The organism is Stenotrophomonas sp. TWI1183, assembly GCF_039673115.1.
Lineage (GTDB): Bacteria > Pseudomonadota > Gammaproteobacteria > Xanthomonadales > Xanthomonadaceae > Stenotrophomonas > Stenotrophomonas maltophilia_AA.
In genome coordinates this window covers 14,529-32,681 of sequence record NZ_JBDJKZ010000021.1, presented here as the reverse complement: position 1 = coordinate 32,681, position 18,153 = coordinate 14,529, and the positions used below count along the sequence as shown (strand labels likewise).

The 18,153-nt window shown below is 63.0% G+C and carries 17 protein-coding genes; 15 read left to right on the top strand and 2 right to left on the bottom strand.

The annotated features are described in order from the left end of the window. Nucleotides 1-30 precede the first annotated feature (30 nt). Nucleotides 31-825 carry a cytochrome c biogenesis protein CcsA gene (gene ccsA / locus ABE434_RS16320; RefSeq protein ID WP_346479572.1) on the bottom strand — a complete coding sequence of 265 codons (795 nt, stop codon included), beginning with the start codon at nt 823-825 and terminating at the stop codon, nt 31-33. A 130-nt stretch (nt 826-955) separates the two neighbouring features. Here ccsA and ffh point away from each other — a divergent pair, with 130 nt between their 5' ends. The 8 genes from ffh to ABE434_RS16280 all read left to right on the top strand — a co-directional run bounded on the left by ffh (nt 956) and on the right by ABE434_RS16280 (nt 7,005). Then, nucleotides 956-2,335, top strand: a complete 1,380-nt coding sequence (gene ffh / locus ABE434_RS16315) for a signal recognition particle protein (RefSeq protein WP_346479571.1) — start codon at nt 956-958, stop codon at nt 2,333-2,335. Nucleotides 2,336-2,411: 76 nt separating this feature from the next. Continuing rightward, nucleotides 2,412-3,488 carry a nitronate monooxygenase gene (locus tag ABE434_RS16310; RefSeq protein ID WP_346479570.1) on the top strand — a complete coding sequence of 359 codons (1,077 nt, stop codon included), beginning with the start codon at nt 2,412-2,414 and terminating at the stop codon, nt 3,486-3,488. Continuing rightward, nucleotides 3,485-4,273, top strand: a complete 789-nt coding sequence (locus tag ABE434_RS16305; protein ID WP_346479569.1) for an aminotransferase class IV family protein — start codon at nt 3,485-3,487, stop codon at nt 4,271-4,273. Before ABE434_RS16310 ends, ABE434_RS16305 begins: the two co-directional genes overlap by 4 nt. Before the next feature lie 127 nt (nt 4,274-4,400). Continuing rightward, on the top strand, nt 4,401-4,661 hold the full coding sequence (gene rpsP, locus ABE434_RS16300) for a 30S ribosomal protein S16 (RefSeq protein WP_017356068.1): 261 nt from the start codon (nt 4,401-4,403) through the stop codon (nt 4,659-4,661). Between the two features lie 43 nt (nt 4,662-4,704). Further along, nucleotides 4,705-5,217 (top strand): ribosome maturation factor RimM, encoded by a 513-nt coding sequence (rimM, locus tag ABE434_RS16295; protein WP_176990034.1) that lies wholly within the window; start codon nt 4,705-4,707, stop codon nt 5,215-5,217. Nucleotides 5,218-5,222: 5 nt separating this feature from the next. Beyond that, a complete protein-coding gene (gene trmD / locus ABE434_RS16290; protein ID WP_176990033.1) occupies nt 5,223-5,981 on the top strand; it encodes a tRNA (guanosine(37)-N1)-methyltransferase TrmD in 759 nt (252 codons plus the stop codon). 153 nt (nt 5,982-6,134) lie between these two features. Then, a complete protein-coding gene (rplS, locus tag ABE434_RS16285; RefSeq protein WP_019184486.1) occupies nt 6,135-6,542 on the top strand; it encodes a 50S ribosomal protein L19 in 408 nt (135 codons plus the stop codon). 85 nt (nt 6,543-6,627) lie between these two features. After that, nucleotides 6,628-7,005 carry a DUF6404 family protein gene (locus tag ABE434_RS16280; RefSeq protein ID WP_346479568.1) on the top strand — a complete coding sequence of 126 codons (378 nt, stop codon included), beginning with the start codon at nt 6,628-6,630 and terminating at the stop codon, nt 7,003-7,005. Here ABE434_RS16280 and ABE434_RS16275 read toward each other — a convergent pair. Next, nucleotides 7,002-8,489, bottom strand: a complete 1,488-nt coding sequence (locus tag ABE434_RS16275) for an MATE family efflux transporter (RefSeq protein WP_346479567.1) — start codon at nt 8,487-8,489, stop codon at nt 7,002-7,004. The genes ABE434_RS16280 and ABE434_RS16275 overlap by 4 nt on opposite strands. A gap of 249 nt (nt 8,490-8,738) precedes the next feature. Here ABE434_RS16275 and ABE434_RS16270 point away from each other — a divergent pair, with 249 nt between their 5' ends. The 7 genes from ABE434_RS16270 to ABE434_RS16240 all read left to right on the top strand — a co-directional run bounded on the left by ABE434_RS16270 (nt 8,739) and on the right by ABE434_RS16240 (nt 18,112). Further along, nucleotides 8,739-10,169: an undecaprenyl-phosphate glucose phosphotransferase gene (locus tag ABE434_RS16270; protein ID WP_346479566.1), complete on the top strand. Its 1,431-nt coding sequence runs from the start codon at nt 8,739-8,741 to the stop codon at nt 10,167-10,169. A gap of 190 nt (nt 10,170-10,359) precedes the next feature. Next, a complete protein-coding gene (locus tag ABE434_RS16265; RefSeq protein ID WP_346479592.1) occupies nt 10,360-10,794 on the top strand; it encodes a low molecular weight protein-tyrosine-phosphatase in 435 nt (144 codons plus the stop codon). A 57-nt stretch (nt 10,795-10,851) separates the two neighbouring features. After that, entirely contained in the window at nt 10,852-13,068 is a 2,217-nt protein-coding gene (locus tag ABE434_RS16260) for a polysaccharide biosynthesis tyrosine autokinase (RefSeq protein ID WP_346479565.1), read from the top strand. A 118-nt stretch (nt 13,069-13,186) separates the two neighbouring features. Next, nucleotides 13,187-14,353, top strand: a complete 1,167-nt coding sequence (locus ABE434_RS16255; RefSeq protein ID WP_346479564.1) for a nucleotide sugar dehydrogenase — start codon at nt 13,187-13,189, stop codon at nt 14,351-14,353. Beyond that, the gene (locus ABE434_RS16250; RefSeq protein WP_346479563.1) at nt 14,307-15,905 is read left to right on the top strand and encodes a lipopolysaccharide biosynthesis protein; all 1,599 of its coding nucleotides are present in this window, start codon (nt 14,307-14,309) and stop codon (nt 15,903-15,905) included. Before ABE434_RS16255 ends, ABE434_RS16250 begins: the two co-directional genes overlap by 47 nt. Before the next feature lie 13 nt (nt 15,906-15,918). After that, nucleotides 15,919-16,998: a nitroreductase family protein gene (locus ABE434_RS16245; RefSeq protein WP_346479562.1), complete on the top strand. Its 1,080-nt coding sequence runs from the start codon at nt 15,919-15,921 to the stop codon at nt 16,996-16,998. Continuing rightward, nucleotides 16,979-18,112, top strand: coding sequence for a polysaccharide pyruvyl transferase family protein (locus ABE434_RS16240; RefSeq protein ID WP_346479561.1), 1,134 nt, complete (start codon nt 16,979-16,981; stop codon nt 18,110-18,112). The genes ABE434_RS16245 and ABE434_RS16240 overlap by 20 nt, the downstream gene beginning before the upstream one ends. Nucleotides 18,113-18,153 lie beyond the last annotated feature (41 nt).

The following is an 18,153-nucleotide window of genomic DNA, read 5'->3' as shown; positions in this document are numbered from 1 at the left end:
GGTAGGTGCCGACCGCTGGTCGGCACGCTTCTATCGGGTGCGCCCGAACACCAGCTCGATCACGAACTGGCTGCCGAAGAACGCCAGCAGCAGCAGCGCCATCGCGGTCAGGGTCCAGTGCACGGCCTTCGCACCGCGCCAGCCATAGCGGCGGCGGCCGATCAGCAGGGTGCCGAACACGATCCAGGACAGGATGCTCAGCACCGTTTTGTGCACCAGCTTCTGGGCCAGCAGGTCGTCGACGAACAGCACGCCGGTCACCAGCGTCAGCGTCAGCAGCGCGAAACCGACCGCGATCACCCGGAACAGCAGCGCTTCCAGATCAGCCAGCGGGGGCAGGGCGCGCAGCCACGGGCGGAAATCGCGGCGGCGCAGGGCGCGCTCCTGCAGCCACAGCATGATCGCCAGCAACGCGGCGACGCTCAGGGTGGCGTAGGCGAGCAGCGCCATCCACGCATGCGTGGCCAGCTGCCAGCCCAGCGGCCGGCTCGGTGCGTGGCCGTAGGCGTGATAGATCCACAACACGGCCGCGGCCATCGGGAACACCAGGACGCCCAGCGCGGCCATGCGCCCGCGCGCGGCCACCAGCGAGGTCAGCCACGCCATGCCCAGGCCGACCAGCGACAGGGCGGCGAAGAAGTGCATGTCCGGCCCGCCGCTGGTGCGCATCGCCACCAGCACGTGATAGCCGCCGTGCAGCAGCATCGCCGGCAGCGCCGGCCACAGCCAGGCCGGCGAGGTCACCGCATCATCGCGGACGACCGCGCGCACCAGCAGGCCGGTGGCGGTCAGGTACAGCAGGGTCGCGATGAGAACGATTGTCATCGTGTCAGTTTCGCATACCCCCGGGGTGCTGGCGATGCCCGGCGGGCCGCAGGGAGGGCCGGTCCGGGAGTCCGGGCGGAACCGTTATACTGGCGGTCTCATTGTCTTTTGTTCTGAACAGGTCGCTTCCATGTTCGAGTCCCTGACCCAGCGCCTCTCCGGCACCATCGAGCGGCTGCGCGGCCGCGGTCGCCTGACCGAGGAAAACATCCGCGAGGCCACCCGCGAGGTCCGCATCGCGCTGCTCGAAGCCGACGTCGCGCTGCCCGTGGTGCAGGCGCTGGTCGAACGCATCAAGGTGCGCGCGGTCGGCCAGGAAGTGCTCAAGTCGCTGACCCCGGGCCAGGCGCTGATCAAGGTCGTGCGCGACGAGCTGACCGCGGTCATGGGCTCGGCCGCGTCGGACCTGAACCTCAACGTCCCGGCGCCGGCGATCATCCTGATGGCCGGCCTGCAGGGTGCGGGCAAGACCACCACGGTGGGCAAGCTGGCCAAGCACCTGAAGGAAAAGCGCAAGAAGAAGGTGATGGTGGTCTCGGCCGACGTCTACCGACCGGCCGCGATCGAGCAGCTCAAGACCCTGGCCGACCAGGTCGGCGTGCTGTTCTTCCCGTCCACCGCCGACCAGAAGCCGGAAGCCATCGTCCGCGCCGCGATCGATGACGCCCGCAAGTCGTTCGTCGACGTGCTGATCGTCGATACCGCCGGTCGCCTGGCCATCGATGAAGCGATGATGGCCGAGATCAAGGCGCTGCACGCCGCGGTCAACCCGGCTGAAACGCTGTTCGTGGTCGATGCCATGACCGGCCAGGATGCCGCCAACACCGCCAAGGCCTTCGGCGACGCGCTGCCGCTGACCGGCGTGGTGCTGACCAAGACCGACGGTGACGCCCGTGGTGGTGCCGCGCTGAGCGTGCGCTACATCACCGGCAAGCCGATCAAGTTCGTCGGCGTGAGCGAAAAGCCGGACGGCCTGGACGTGTTCCACCCGGACCGTATCGCCAGCCGCATCCTGGACATGGGCGACGTGCTGTCGCTGGTGGAGCAGGTCGAGCAGCAGGTCGACAAGGTCAAGGCGCAGAAGCTGGCCGAGAAGGTCGCCAAGGGCAAGAAGTTCGATCTGAACGACATGCGCGACCAGCTCGAGCAGATGCAGAACATGGGCGGCATCGGCGGCCTGATGGACAAGCTGCCGGGCCTGGGCCAGATCCCCGAGCACCTCAAGCAGCAGGTCAGCCAGGGCAAGGAAGTGCCGCGCATGATCGCGATCATCAACTCGATGACCAAGAAAGAGCGCCGCAACCCGGGCCTGCTCAACGGCTCGCGCCGCGCCCGCATCGCGCGTGGTTCCGGCCTGACCCCGGCCGACGTCAACAAGCTCATGAAGCAGTTCCAGCAGATGGAAAAGATGATGAGCAAGATGGCCGGCGGCGGCATGAAGGGCATGATGCGCAGCATGAAGGGGATGATGGGCGCCATGGGCGGCCGCGGCGGCATGCCGTTCCGCTGAGTCCTGCGCGCGTGCATTCCGGGCAGGGACGGTGCGGCGTATGCTGGCACCGTCTCCTTCCACAGGTGCGCCGCGCGTGAATGGTTCCCCGCTTCTCGAGCGCGCCGACAGCTTCTGTCGGCGTTTTGCATTGCAGGCCCCGATTCTGCTGGCGCCGATGGCCGGCGCCTGCCCGGTGCCGCTGTCGGCCGCGCTGGCCAACGCCGGCAGCATGGGCGCGATGGGCGCGGTGTTGTCGCAGCCGCAGGACATCGTGGCGTGGATGACCGATTTCCGCGCGCAGTCCACCGGCCCGGCGCAGGTCAATGTGTGGATTCCGGATCCGCTGCCGTCGCGCGATGCCGATGCTGAAGCCGCGACACGTCGCTTCCTGGCGCAGTGGGGCCCGGAGGTGCCGGCCAGTGCCGCCGATGCGGGGCCGGCCGATTTCGATGCGCAGTTCGATGCCCTGATCCAGGCGCGCCCGGCGGTGGCGTCGACCATCATGGGGGTGTTCACGGCGGCACAGGTCCAGCGCCTGAAAGACGTGGGCATCGCCTGGATCGCCTGCGCCACGACTTTGTCCGAAGCGCTGGCCGCGCAATCCGCCGGCGCCGATGCCGTGGTCGCTCAGGGCTTCGAAGCCGGCGGCCACCGTGGCGCGTTCAATCCGGAGGCGGCCGAGCGTCAGCTGGTCGGGCTGTTCGCGCTGCTGCCGCGGCTGGCCGACCGCCTGGAGATCCCGGTCATCGCTGCCGGGGGCATCGCCGACGGTCGTGGCATCGCGGCGGCACTGACGCTGGGCGCGAGCGCGGTGCAGGTCGGCACGGCCTTCCTGCGTACCCCGGAGTGCCGCTTGAATCCGGCGTGGTCGCAGGCGCTGGCCGAGGCCGAGCCGGAAGACACCTGGCCGACGCGCGCCTTTAGTGGCCGTCTCGGGCGGGGCCTGGCGACGGCCTATGTCCGCGCCGCTGCTTCTCCTGACGCACCACAGCCGCGGCCCTATCCGGTGCAGCGTGGGCTGACTGCGCCGATGCGTGCGCAGGCGGGCCGCGACAACAACGTCGATGCAATGCAGGCCTGGGCCGGGCAGTCCGCGTGGATGGCCCCGGCACGCCCGGCGGCCGAGGTGCTGCAGCAGATGTGGTCCGATGCGAGGGCGCTGCTCGGATGACGCTCTACTGCAATGGCCGCGCCGCCAGCGCCGATGATCTTGCCGGTGCACTCACCAACTACGGCCATTTCACTTCGCTGCAGGTGCGCAAAGGCGCGGTGCAGGGGCTGGATCTGCATCTGCAGCGTCTGCAGGAGGGCACGGTGGAGCTGTTCGGCACCGCACTGGATCCGCTGCAGGTGCGCGCCTGGATGCACGACGCGCTGCAGGCCGAAGGTGCGGTCGATGCCTCGCTGCGGGTGACCGTGTTTTCGCGGCAGTTCGATTTCCGGCGGCCGCTGCAGCCCGTCGCCGTGGACGTACTGGTCGCCGTCGCGCCACCGGTCGATCTGCCGGCGATAGCGCGACGACTGCGGACGGTCCGTTATCAGCGCGAGCTGCCGCACGTGAAGCATGTCGGCACGTTCGGGTTGTTCCAGCATCGCCGGGAGGCCTTGCTGGCCGGGGTGGATGACGCGCTGTTTGTCGGCGACGACGGCCTTGTCAGCGAAGGCACCACCTGGAACATCGCGTTCGCTTCGGGCAGCACGCTGGTCTGGCCGCAGGCGCCCGCCCTGCGCGGCACCCATGAGCGTCTGCTGCAGGCGGGGTGGGGCGGTGATCAGCAGGTGCGGCCTGTCGCACTGGCGGACCTGCCCGGATTCGATGCCGCCATCGCCTGCAACGCAGCCGGCCTCTGGCCGATCGCGGCGATCGATGGGGTCGTGCTGGCGAACTCGGAAGCGCTGTGCGCCAAGGCCCGTCAGGTGCTGGAGGCAGTGGCCTGGCAGCCGCTGGTGGCCTGAGCCGCCGGATCTGCAGGCCCTGTTCAGCTTTCCCGGTCTTCACAGGCTTGGAATGACCGGAGGCCGCCGCTATAATCGCCGGCTTACCGCGCCATCCTGGCGACTGGGCAATTGAGGAAACAACACCATGGTCAAGATTCGACTGACCCGCGGCGGCGCCAAGAAGCGTCCCTTCTACCACATCATCGTGACCGACTCGCGCAGCGCCCGTGATGGCCGCAACATCGAGCGCGTCGGTTACTACAACCCGGTTGCCCAGGGTGCCGAGTCCCGCATCGTGCTGGACCTGCCGCTGGTCGACAAGTGGGTCGCCAACGGCGCCCAGATGACCGACAAGGTTCGCAACCTGTACAAGGAAGCGACCAAGGCCCAGGCCTCCGCGGCCTGATCCTGACGGGCCGCGCCTGCCGCGGCCCATTCGGTCCATACAGATGAAAGATACCGAGCGCCGGATCCTGCTGGGCAGGATTGTCGGCGCTTTTGGTGTGCGAGGCGAGATCAAGCTCGAGTCCTGGACCGAGCCGCGTACCGCCATTTTCCATTACCAGCCCTGGATCCTGCGGACCCCCGCCGGCCAGGAGAGCACGCTCACCGGTGCGCGCGGACGTCAGTCCGGCAAGCATCTCGTGGCCGTGTTTCCCGACATCACCGACCGCGATGTGGTCGAGGCGATGTACGGGACCGAAGTCTATGTCGCACGCAGTGCACTGCCGCCCCCGAAGCCCGACGAGTATTACTGGGTCGATCTGGAAGGTCTGCAGGTGCGCACCGTCGATGGCGTTGAACTGGGGCGGGCTTCGCACCTGTTCTCGACCGGCTCCAACGACGTGCTCGTGGTGCAGGGTGATCGTGAGCGGATGATTCCGTTCGTGCAGCCGGAGTTCGTCGTCTCGGTGGATTTCGAGGCCAACCTGATCGTGGTCGACTGGGATCCGGAGTTCTAACCCGGATGCGTATCGACGTCGTCACGTTGTTCCCCGAGTTCATGGCGCAGTCGGCCGCGCTGGGCGTGGTCGGCCGTGCCGCTGAGCGCGGCCTGCTTGAACTGCACGGCTGGAATCCGCGTGACTATGCCGAAGGCAACTACCGCCGGGTGGACGACCGTCCATTCGGGGGTGGCCCGGGCATGGTCATGCTGATCGAGCCGCTGCGGGCCTGCCTGGCGGCCGCGAAAGCGGCCGATCCGGCGCCCGCGCCGGTGATCTACCTCAGCCCGCAGGGCAAGCCGCTGACCCAGGCCAAGGTCCGCGAGCTGGCGGCGCTGCCGCGGATGATCCTGCTCTGTGGCCGTTATGAAGGCATCGATGAGCGCTTCCTCGAGGCCGAGGTCACCGAGGAAATCTCGCTCGGCGATTACGTCCTGTCCGGCGGTGAGCTGGGCGCGGCGGTGATCGTCGATGCAGTGACCCGGCTGCAGGAGGGGGCCCTCGGTGATGCCGAATCGGCCGCCCAGGACAGTTTCGAAGGCCCGCAGGGTCTGCTGGACTGCCCGCATTACAGCCATCCGGCCCAGCATGAATGGGGCACCGTCCCCGATGTGCTGCGCTCGGGCAACCATGCCGCCATCGCCCGCTGGCGCCGGCAGCAGTCGCTGCTGCGCACGGCGCTGCGGCGGCCGGACCTGCTCGACGAAGGCCAGTTGTCCAAGGCCGACCGCCTCCTGCTGGAGCAGGCGCGGCAGGCCGTGGCCAAGGATCCGACCCCCTAGCGCGGGGGCGGAATCTTGTTTACAATTCGGGATTGCCATCGGCCTTTTGGGCCCGTTGGTAGGATCCCTACAAAAAACGTGCAGCACAGTCCGGTGACTGCATGAGCCCACGTTGTCGAACGACACGACCACCCGAACACTATCGGTGCACCCATGAGCAAGCTGAACAAATCCATCCTCTCGGACTTCGAATCCGCCCAGATCACCCGCGAGCTGCCGAAGTTCAGCCAGGGTGACACCGTCGTCGTCAACGTGAAGGTGAAGGAAGGCAACCGTGAGCGCGTCCAGGCTTACGAAGGCGTCGTCATCGGCACCAAGAACGCCGGCCTGAACTCCGCGTTCACCGTCCGCAAGATCTCGCACGGCTACGGCGTCGAGCGCGTTTTCCAGACCCACAGCGCCATCATCGACTCGGTCGAAGTGAAGCGCCGTGGTAAGGTCCGCGCCGGCAAGCTGTACTACCTGCGTGGCCTGGAAGGCAAGGCTGCCCGCATCAAGGAAGATCTGGCTGCTGCTGCGCAGGCCAAGGCCGCGCGCCTGGCTGCCAAGGCTGCCCAGTAATTCCCGGCCGACAACTCCGGTTGTCGCCTCAAACGGCCACCTTCGGGTGGCCGTTTGCGTTTGTGACCTCGTGATGGAGAAGCACATGGACCGTTATCCCGCTGACGTTCGTAACGCCCTGCAGGCCATGGCCGACGCCAACGTGCCACCCGCGCTGCGCGGGCCGCCGATGCATCGGCTGCTGTGGCGCATGGGGCTGCGCGTGCCGCCGCCGCTGCTTGCCAGCTTCAGTGCCAACCTGTTCGTGATGGGCGGGCTGTTCGGGCTGCTGTGGGGTGTGCTGTGGCGCGCGCTGATGGGGCTGGTGCTCGACCTCGGCCCGCTCACGCTGAGCATCACCGTCGGCAGTGCCGTCGCCGCCGGTCTGTTGTTCGGCCTGCTCATGGCGCTGCTCATGCAGCACCAGCGGCGCCGCTACCCACTGCCCGACTGGAAGACCCTGCTGCGGGGCCCCGCGGCCTAATCCGGCCGTCCGCTGCCTGCCGCGGCGGGCTGGAGCGGCGTGGTCGGATTCGGGTCCGCCACGGGCGAGGGGGGTGAAGCGGGGACCTCGGCCGGCGCGGCCAGTTCCTCGTGATGGCTGGGCAGCATGCGCGCCTTGCGCCAGCCGCCCCAGCGGTAATACGCCAGCGACATCAGCATCGCGCAGAACGAGCTGACCGGGAAACTCCACCACACCGCATCGGCGCCCCAGCGGTCCTGCAGCAGTTCGGCGAACGGCACGCGGATGCCCCACAGCGAGGCGGCCAGGATCAGCAGCGGCGGAATCACTGCGCCGGTCGAGCGGACCACGCCGGAGATCACGAAGTTCACGCCGAAGAACAGGAACGACCACACCGCGATGTGGTTGAGGTGGCGCGCCACTTCCAGTGCCTGGCTGCCCTCAGGCAGGAACAGGGCCAGTGTGTAGCGGTCGAGCAGGATCAGCGGCAGGATCAGCACGCCGGTCAGCAGGAAGTTGTAGAGCACGCCGCTGCGTGCGGTGCCGCGCACGCGGTCCCAGCGCTGCGCACCCACGTTCTGTGCGGCCATGGTCGAACACGCAGCGCCGATCGCCATCGCCGGCATCTGCACGTACGTCCACAGCTGCAGCGAGGCGCCATACGCGGCGGCGGTGTCGGTGCCATAGCTGTTGACCATGGTCATCATCAGGATCATCGACAGCGAGATCAGCACCATCTGCAGGCCCATCGGCACGCCCTTGACCACCAGTGCGCGCAGGATCTCGCCATCGATCTTGAACAGCGCCATGTCCTTGCGCCCCAGCCACAGCACATGGCGCTTGTTGCGCATGTACCAGAGCAGGCCGAGCAGCGAGAGGGTCTGCGCGATCAGCGTGGCCCATGCTGCGCCGGCGATGCCGAGCTGCGGGAAGGGGCCGATGCCGAAGATCAGCAGCGGGTTGAAGCCGATATCCAGCACCACCGAGAGGAGCAGGAAGCGGAACGGGGTGCGTGAGTCGCCGACGCCGCGCAGCGCCGAACTCAGGAAAGCGAAGGCGTACAGCGTCGGCATCGCGAGGAAGATGATGCGCAGGTAGGCCTCGGCCAGCGGCAGCGACTCCGCCGGTGTGCCCATCGCCGCCAGCAGCGGGTGCGACAGCCACCAGCCGGCAATCGCGATCACGACCGACAGCCCGATGAAGAAGGTCGCACTGGTCCCCATCACGCGCCGGGCCTGGGGAAGGTCGCGTGCGCCCATCGACTGCCCGATCAGGATCGAGGCGGCCATGCCGATCCCGAATACCGAGCCGATCAGGAAGAACATGATGTTGTTGGCGTTCGCCGTGGCGGTCAGCGCTGCCTCGCCCAGGAAGCGGCCGACCCAGATCGCGTTCACCGAGCCGTTCATCGACTGGGCGATGTTGCCGGCCAGGATCGGCAGGGCGAACAGGAACAGATTGCGCCCGATGGGGCCGGTGGTCAGGTCAAGCGGCGCTTTGGCCATGGGGATGTCCGGGAGCAGGGAGCGGGATGCAATGGATGTGCCACGCACGGTAGCCCAGTCGATGTTATCCGAGTGAATGCGCAGGAGTTCCTGCGTATTCAGTGGGTTGCGTGTGAAAAAAATTCCGATAGCGACACCGATGTGGTATAAAATTGACGCACATTCATCCACCTATCCAGGGTCTTCGCCCGCCTCGCGCCGTAATACTGTCTCAGGAGAGTGCTTTTGTTACATGGATCGTTGGGCGGCGTGCAGGACGGAAAGACGTTCCTGCACCGTACGCTGGAAGCGAAGGCTGCGCTGGATGCGCTCTTCAAGGCAGGTGATCTGGTCATCGCGATGCTGGCAGCCGCGGTGGCCTATGTCATCCATTTCGGCATGGTGGCGATCAGTCCGCATGAGCGCTCGATCATCGGGCTGCTCATGCTTTACGGGCTGTTGTGCTTCTCGCTCTCGCCGCTGTATCGCCAATGGCGCAGCCGGCCTTTCCTGCGCTGCGTGGGACTGCTGCTGCTGGTGTGGACGGGTGTCTTCTCCCTGTTCGCCGCCCATGCGCTGGTGGTCGGCTCGAGCGACAGCGTCCCGGTTCCCTGGCTGCTCACCTGGTTCGTCCTCGGCTACACCGGGCTGGTCGGGTGGCGGATCGTGGTGCGCGCGCGCATGCACGTGCTGCGGGCCAAGGGCATCGACCGGCAGCGTGTGGTCGTGGTCGGCCTGCGGGCCCCCGTGCTGAAGCTGCACCGGCATCTCAAGGCGCGCAACGGCAGCGGCATCGAGATCATCGGCTACTTCGCTTCGCACGAGGATATTCCCACCCCCCGGCATAGCGACAAGCCGCGCAAGCTGGGGGCCCTGGACGCGCTGGACACCTACCTGAGCGCAAATCATCACAACATCGAGCAGGTGTGGGTGTCGCTGCCGCTGTCCGATACCGGCGAAGTCAAGAAGCTGCTCAAGCTGCTGGAGCGCTACCCGGTGCCGGTCAAGCTGGTGCCTGACATCCATGGCTTCAGCATGCTCAACCCCACCGTCGAGCAGATCGGCCCGGTTCCGGTCATCAATCTCCGGCAGGGCCTGGCCAAGGGCAACTACATGGTGGCCAAGCGGGTGGAAGATCTCGTGGTGGCCGGTATCGCCGTGCTGGCACTGATGCCGCTGTTCCTGGTGCTGGCCATCGGGGTCAAGCTCAGCTCCCCGGGTCCCGTGCTGTTCCGCCAGCGCCGGCACGGGCAGGGCGGCAAGGAATTCTGGATGCTCAAGTTCCGCTCCATGAAGGTGCACCAGGAGTCGGCCGGCACGATCGTCCAGGCGACCCGTGGCGATCCGCGGGTGACCCGCTTCGGCGCCTTCCTGCGGCGCACCAGCCTCGATGAACTGCCCCAGTTCTTCAATGTCCTGGGCGGCAGCATGTCCGTCGTGGGGCCGCGTCCGCATGCGGTGCAGCACAACAACCACTACGAGCGCCTGATCGAGCGTTACATGCATCGCCATTACGTCAAACCCGGCATCACCGGTTGGGCCCAGGTGCATGGCTTGCGGGGCGAGACTCCGGAGCTGCGGTCGATGAAGAAGCGCGTGCAGTACGACATCGATTACATCCGGCGCTGGAGCCCGGGCCTGGACATGGCCATCATTGTCATGACCGTCGCCAAGGTGCTCGGACAGAAAAGCGCGTACTAGGTCACGTTTCCCTGCGATCGCAGGCGCTCAGAACGCGCTGCCATCCAGAAATTCTTGGGAAATCCTGCCCTTGCGGGCGATCCTCGACCTCCGGGTCCGGGCCTTGGGGTATCCTGTTGGTTTGGGCGCGCGGGCGAAACTCCGGCCGTGCACGACATTCCCCTACGGGAATGCATCAGGATTGGAAGTTGTGTTCAAGCATATTCTCTTTGTGTGTGTCGGCAACATCTGCCGTAGTCCTTCCGCTGAAGTCATGCTGCGGGACGCCCTTGGCGACCGGGGCATCCAGGTTTCCTCGGCCGGACTGGGGGCGCTGGTAAATCATGGCATCGATGCCACTGCCCAGGCGCTGCTCGTCGAGCATGGCCTGGACGGCACGGCCCATCGTGCGCGACAGATCAGCCCTGCCATCCTGTCCGCTGCCGACCTGGTGCTGACCATGGAGCGCAAGCACGTCAAGCGCATCACCGAGCAGGCGCCGGAAGCTTCTGGAAAGACCTTCCTGCTGGGCAAGTGGCAGGACGACCGCGACATCCCCGATCCCTACCGCCAGCAGCGACCGGCCTTCGAACACGTCTACAAGCTGATGGCTGAAGGCGTGGAGAGCTGGACCCGTTACCTCTGATCTGCCTCGTGCCGTACCGCGGCGCCGCATTCCCTTTTTGATATTGAATCAAGGCACATGACAAGCATCGATTCCCGCTCCAACCCCGGCCAAGAGGCCGCCGATGAAATCGACCTGCGGCAGCTCCTGGGCACGCTGCTTGATCACAAGTGGTGGATCGCCGGCATTACCGGTGCGTTCTTTGCCGCGTCCGTCGCCTATGCCTTGCTGGCAACGCCGATCTATCGCGCCGATGCCGTCGTCCAGGTGGAATCGAAGATGCCGTCGCTGCCTGGCTTGACCAATATAAGTCAGTCTTTGGGGCTTAGCTCGGGTTCTGCAGAGGCGACGACCGAGATTTCGCTGATGACATCGCGCTCGGTTGTCGGGGCAGCAGTTGAGAAGCTGAATCTCGACATCCAGGTTGAATCCAAACGGTTCCCCGTCATCGGTGATTACATGGCACGGCGGGCACGCGCCAAGGACCCTGACGGACTGGCCCCTCCGTTTCTCGGGATGAAAAGCTACGGTTGGGGGGGCGAGCAGCTTGAGGTCTTCCAGCTTGACGTGCCTGCCAAGCTCGTCGCGCAGCCGCTGACGGTCGTCGCAGGGAATAATGGCGAGTACGCCCTTTTCGACGGCGGGGATGTCGAGATACTGCGAGGCAAGGTCGGTGAGACGGCCACTGGTAACGGCGTGACGATGTCCGTATCGATTCTGCGCGCCAATGAAGGAACACACTTCAGTGTGTCGCGCCTTCGCACCCTGGGTGTCGTAACGACGCTGCAGGGCGCCTTGAACGTGTCGGAAAGTGGCAAAGACTCCGGAATTCTTTCGCTCCAGTACGAGAATGCCGACCCGCTGGTTGCGCAGTCTTTGTTGCAGGAGGTGACCCAAGCGTATGTCCGTCAGAACGTCGAGAGAAGTTCCGCCGAAGCGATGGCCCAGCTCGACTTTGTGAAAGAGCAGTTGCCTACTGTCCGTAACCAAGTCGATAGCGCACAGAAGGCGCTGAGTGCTTTCCAGATCAGTGCGAACTCGGTCGATATCACGCTGCAGACCAAGGGGTTGCTGGACCAGGAGGTCGCTGTCGAAACCAGTATTCAGCAGTTGCGCCTTCAGCAGGCGGAAATGGACAGAAAGTTCACGCGTGATCACCCCGCCTACCAGGCCTTGATGCGCCAGATTGGCGGACTTGAATCACGCAAGGCGAGCTTTCAAGGGCAGGTGAAGCAGCTTCCTGATGCACAGCAGCAGCTTCTGCGCCTGACTCGGGATCTGCAGGTCAGCAATGAAATGTATACCGCGATGCTCAATCAGGCTCAGCAACTGGACGTCGCACGCGCCGGTACGGTAGGCAATGTTCGCATCGTGGACGTTGCCGCGGTCGATGCTACCTCCCCCGTCCGCCCCTACAAGGCACTGATCGTGCTCGTCGGCACCATGCTTGGTGGCTTCCTGTCCATTGGTGTTGTTCTGGCGAAGCAGTTGCTCAATCGGGGAATCGAAGACCCGACTCAGATTGAAGAAATCGGACTGCCGGTCTACGCCTCGATTCCTGTCAGTGTCAGCCAGGAAAGCGACTCCGTTCGAGGCAAGTTCCGCGCTGACGGAAAGGTCCACCTCTTGGCAATGAGGGATCCCGCCGATCTTGCGATTGAAGCGGTCCGAAGCCTTCGAACCAGTCTTCATTTCGCACGCCTTGAGTCCAAGAACAACATCGTGCTGATCTCTGGTTCCAGTCCAAATGCAGGCAAGACCTTCGTATCTTCGAACCTTGCTGCAGTGATCGCGCAAGCTGGGCAACGCGTACTGATCATCGATGCCGACATGCGAAAGGGCACGCTCCATAAGGCGTTCGGCGCAACACAGTCGCCAGGGTTGTCGGACCTGCTGGCGAACAAGGTGACGATCGAAGACGTGGTTCGGACGATGCCCGGACTCGACCAGCTCAACTTCATCACGCGCGGTGACGTGCCGCCGAACCCGTCTGAATTGTTGATGCATGAGAACTTCACTCGACTGCTTGAAACCGTGAAAGAGAAGTTCGATCTGATTATCATTGATACGCCGCCCATCCTCGCGGTTACTGATGCAGCAATCATCGCGCACCATGCCGGCACCTCTCTGCTTGTTGCTCGATTCGGTCTGAATCAAGCGAAAGAGCTGGCACTAGCGAAGAAGCGCTTCGAGCAGAACGACGTGAAATTGAAGGGCGCCATTTTCAATGCGGTGCAGAGGCGGGCGGCTGGGTACTACAGCTACGGCTATTACGAGTACAAATCGACCAATTGAGTAGTTTGATCGTATTGGTCGCCAGGACTCGTGATCGTGGAGGGGAGAGGCAGTGCCAGCACGGCCTTTCCCTCTTGATGCAACAAGGATGTAACGCGGCTCTACCCGGGAAGTTTTAATGAAGATTGCAGTTGTTGGTACAGGCTATGTTGGCCTCTCGAACGCCATTCTCCTGGCTCGGCATCACGAGGTCGTCGCCCTTGATATAGATGAGCGGAAAGTTGCCCTGCTCAACGATGGTCAGTCGCCAATCGATGACGCAGATGTCCGGCATTACCTTGGAAATGTTCCGCTTCGCTTCAGTGCGACGCTGGACGCGGGCGCGGCCTATGCTGATGCGCGCTTCATCATCGTCGCTACGCCGACGGATTACGACTCGACCACCAACTTCTTCGATACCTCGTCTGTCGAAAATGTCATCGATGACATCAATGCCCGGAATCCGCAGGCAGTGATCGTCGTAAAATCGACGGTGCCCGTGGGGTTCGTGTCCCGCTTGAAAGAGCAGAAAGGGATCCATAACGTTATCTTCTCCCCGGAGTTTCTGCGGGAGGGTAAGGCGCTGCACGACAACCTGCATCCTAGCCGCATCATCGTGGGGGAGCGCTCCGAGCGGGCGGAGGCTTTCGCCTCTCTGCTGCTTGAAGGGGCCTTGGACAAGGATGTTCCGATTATTTATACCGACTCTACCGAGGCGGAAGCCATCAAGCTGTTCGCCAACACCTATCTGGCGATGAGGGTTGCGTTCTTCAATGAGCTTGACTCCTACGCAGAGATCCATGGGCTAGCGTCCAGGCAGATCATCGATGGTGTGTGCATGGATCCCCGGATCGGCGCGCACTATAACAATCCATCTTTTGGTTATGGAGGCTACTGCCTGCCAAAAGACTCCAAGCAACTCCTGGCCAACTATCAGGATGTTCCCCAGAACCTGATCAAGGCGATCGTGCAGTCCAACTCCACTCGCAAGGACTTCGTCGCCGACGCAGTGCTTTCCAAGAATCCCAAAGTAGTGGGTGTCTATCGTCTGATCATGAAAGCGGGATCTGACAACTTCCGTGCTTCCAGCATCCAAGGGGTCATGAAGAGAATCAAGGCGAAAGGCGTGGAGGTAATCGTCCATGAACCTGTACTCGCTGATGCCGAGTTCTACCGGTCCAAAGTTGTTAATGATCTTGTGGAGTTCAAGCAAATGTCCGACGTGATCATTGCCAATCGGATGGTGCCAGACATCCAGGATGTGGCGGAGAAGGTTTACACGCGCGACCTGTTCGGGTCGGACTGAAGCGATCCAGTCCTACAAAGCGCACGAGGCACACGTGATCAACAAGCCCACATCGTCGACACCGGCGTGTTCTCCCACGAGTGGCGCGGGGGACACATCTAGTGCGGGCAGTCTGAAGAGAAAGACAGTACGAGGCGGAGTGGTCGCCATGTCTGCTCAGATGATGAGTATTGCGATCCAGTTGCTGTCGACGGTCATCCTGTCGAGGCTTCTTCCATCGGAAGATTTCGGGATCATCGCCATGATCGTTGCCATCACTGCCTTCATGGGGCTTTTTCGCGACATGGGGCTTTCGACTGCATCGATCCAGAAGCAGTCGCTCCAATACGCGCAGGTCAATGCTCTGTTCTGGCTGAACGTCCTGGCTGGTGGCACCCTCAGTGTTGCGACTATCCTTCTGGCCCCCGCACTCGCGTGGTTCTACAAGAAGCCGGAAGTGATGCCGGTGGCGATGCTGATGTCAGTCACCTTCCTGGTGTCCAGTATCGGCGCGCAGCACGCTGCTTTGATGCAGCGGGAGCTTCGCTTCCTGCCTAAGGCTACTGCCGATGTCGCGGGTGCCGCGGTGAACTTCACGCTTGCCGTGTGCCTGGCGCTGTTGGGCTACCGTTACTGGGCGCTGGCATGGGGCGTAGTGGCAGGGGCCTGCGTAACGACGGGCTTGTATTTCCATGGATCCAAATTCCGCCCGGGACGTCCACGTCGCGCTGAGGGCCTCCGCCATCTGCTGGGCTTCGGTGCGAATGTCACTGCCTTCGAGGTTGTGAACTATTTCCATCGGAACCTCGACAATGTGCTGATCGGACGAGTGTGGGGCGCATCGGCGCTCGGGCTCTACAGCCGCGCCTATCAGCTGATGATGTTGCCCATCGTCAGCCTCAGGACACCGATCAACGCAGTAGCACTGCCGGTATTGAGCCGCCTTCAGTCCGAGCCAGCCCGATATCGGCACTATTATCGCGAAATCGCGTCCCTGCTTGGCATGCTGTCGATTCCGCTCATGCTGTTCCTGGCCATCAACGCGGACGATGTCGTACAGGTGGCCCTTGGTTCTGGGTGGTCAGGGGTGGGCCCAATATTCGTTCTGTTGGCTCTTACGGGATTGATCCAGCCCGTTGCCAGCTTGCGTGGTTTGGTCCTGTTGAGCTTGGGCAGGACGCGGAAGTATCTGGTCTGGGGTGTGCTCAATGCGGCCGTGGTCTGTCTGGGATTCTGCATCGGAGTGCAATGGGGAAGTGTGGGGGTGGCGGCGGCCTATGCGATCACCAACTATCTGCTTCTGTACCCATCCATCGTGTTCGCATTCAAAGAAAGTCCTCTACGGGTCTCTGATTTCTTCGTAACCCTGGCTCGCCCAATGCTAGCCGGGCTGATGGGAGTTGCCGCAAATTGGGGTGCTCAAGGGTTGGTGGCCGATCATCCAGTGCTTCTGCAACTGGTCTTCAAGGCAGCCACCTTCGGGATGGTATTCGCGGTTACTGCGCTACTTCTGCCCGGTGGAAAGCAACAACTCACAGGGTATTTGGCGATTGTGAAGAGCCTGCGAAAATGAGAGCGATAGATTTATGAAAAAGATCAAGAAGCAGGTGAGGCGACGCCTCAAAGCGGTCGTGGAGAGGCTTGATAACATGGCGCTCAGGATGTCTGCCTCGTCCAGGTTGGCGGCGGGTGTCTATTATCTGATCAAAGGCGATTATGGCAGGGAGCAACGCGCCTCTGCAGCTGGCAAGCTCGCGTACCGAGCCTCGCTGCGAAAGCCCGGCGCGAGTTCAAGCCTTCTCAGGAGAAATGTTCATCGCGTCGAAAAGGGGCTCTTGATGCGCCCGCGTCGCGTGCCATTCGGCTTGAACTACATCGGAGAGACAGTCGCGGCCTATGCAACGACCGCGGCCGCTGGTCTCGATGCGTGCGAGCTTCGATGGGCGACCGATGTGCTGGATGAGTACATGGCGGTGACCCCGAGCCATCCGGCCGTGGATCCGCTCCGCGCGCAGTTCAGAGCAGCCGTCCCTGGTGGCGCAGCGAGTCCAACAAAGGCAGATGCCCTGATTCCATACGTCCGTGACTCGAGTGACGCAGCGCGAATCACTTACGAGGATATGCTGGCGCTTGCCCGCTATCGGCGTTCGGTACGCTGGTTCCTTCCAGAGAAGGTACTGCGCAGTGAGATAGATCGCGCGCTGGACGTTGCAGCTTACTCCCCGAGTGCCTGCAATCGTCAGCCCTTCAGGTTCATGGTTTTCGATGAGCCTCAGCTCGTAGAGAAGGTAATTGCGTTGCCAATGGGAACCGGGGGATTCGGGCACCAGGTGCCAGCCTTGGCGGTCGTAGTCGGTCAGCAGAGGAACTATTTTGGTGAGAGGGACCGACACCTCATCTATGTAGATGGCGCTCTCGCTGCCATGTCGTTTGTATATGGCCTCGAAGTGCAAGGGCTAGGCTCCTGTTGCATCAACTGGCCGGATGTGGAGCACCTTGAGCAGAGCATGCAGGAGCTTTTGAAGCTCGACGCCGATGAACGCCCGATCATGTTGATCGCCATTGGTCATCCGGATCCTGAGGGCATGGTAGCTCGCTCTGTGAAGAAGCCTCTGTCTATCGTCCGCACTTATAATCTTGAGTCCAATGACAAATCTGATTGTTGAAATTAACGGCACGGGCACCCATAACCGCGGCGCTGAGCTAATGGCCATCGCCATTGCGGATCGCCTGCGGGCCACCTTCCCTGGCATCCAACTCGTGGTGTCCCGTCAGTTCGGCACGGATGGTGAGCGTCAGAAGCACGGCCTGCTGACGACATGGGAGCATATCGGCAGGCTCGGCAGTCTTCGCAGCTTCATGAACATGCTGAAGATGAAAGGCAGAGCCGATGTCATTTCCCCTGCATCAGTTGACGTGGTCCTTGATGCGTCTGGTTTCGCCTTCTCCGATCAATGGGGAGAGTCGCGTCCTCGAAAGCTAGTAACGATGATGTCGCGGCGCTATCGGCGAGGGCAGACCCTCATCCTCATGCCGCAGGCGCTTGGGACCTTCAACATCGAAGGCGTGGCGGTCTGGTCACGCCGTCTCATGCAGCGGGCTGCGTTGGTCTGTGCCCGCGATTCACAATCAAGGGCCGCCGTGGAAGCTCTTGGCGGTTGCGCCTTGCTGCGACAGTATCCAGATTTCACGGTTGCTGTGGCGCCGGCGAAAGGCGTGGCCCGCCCGTTCGATGACGAATTTGCGGCCATCGTTCCCAACGTCCGAATGCTTGATAAAACGGGGGTAGGTGGCGCGTATCTCGCCTTCCTGCGTCATGCCATCACGGAGATTCGACGCAACGGCATACGCCCTGTGATTGTTCTTCATGATGCTGATGAGGACAGGGCTGTGGTGGGGGCGCTGGGAGGCGACTTCAGTTCGGTTGATGTCGTGACGCACGATGACCCTCGAGTGCTGAAGGCAATCCTGGGCCAGGCGGAGTTTGTCATCGGCTCGAGGTTCCATGCGTTGGTCAGCTCGATGTCCCAGGGTGTTCCTTGCATCGGTGCAGGCTGGTCGCACAAGTACCCGGAACTGTTTGCGGACTTCGATTGCTCTGAGTTGCTGATGGCCGACCTGGAAGACCTTGAGCGTCTCGGGGCACTGGTGGCGGAGCTTTCGGGTGCAGAAGTCCGATCGTCCAAATCCTCCCGCATCAAGGCTGCAGCAGATGAGCTGAAGTCGCGGTGTGAGAAAATGTGGCTGGAAGTAGAAGCCCTTATTCGATCGCACCAATGAGCAGCATTCAACTGTCTCATACCTGGAATTGTATTACATGG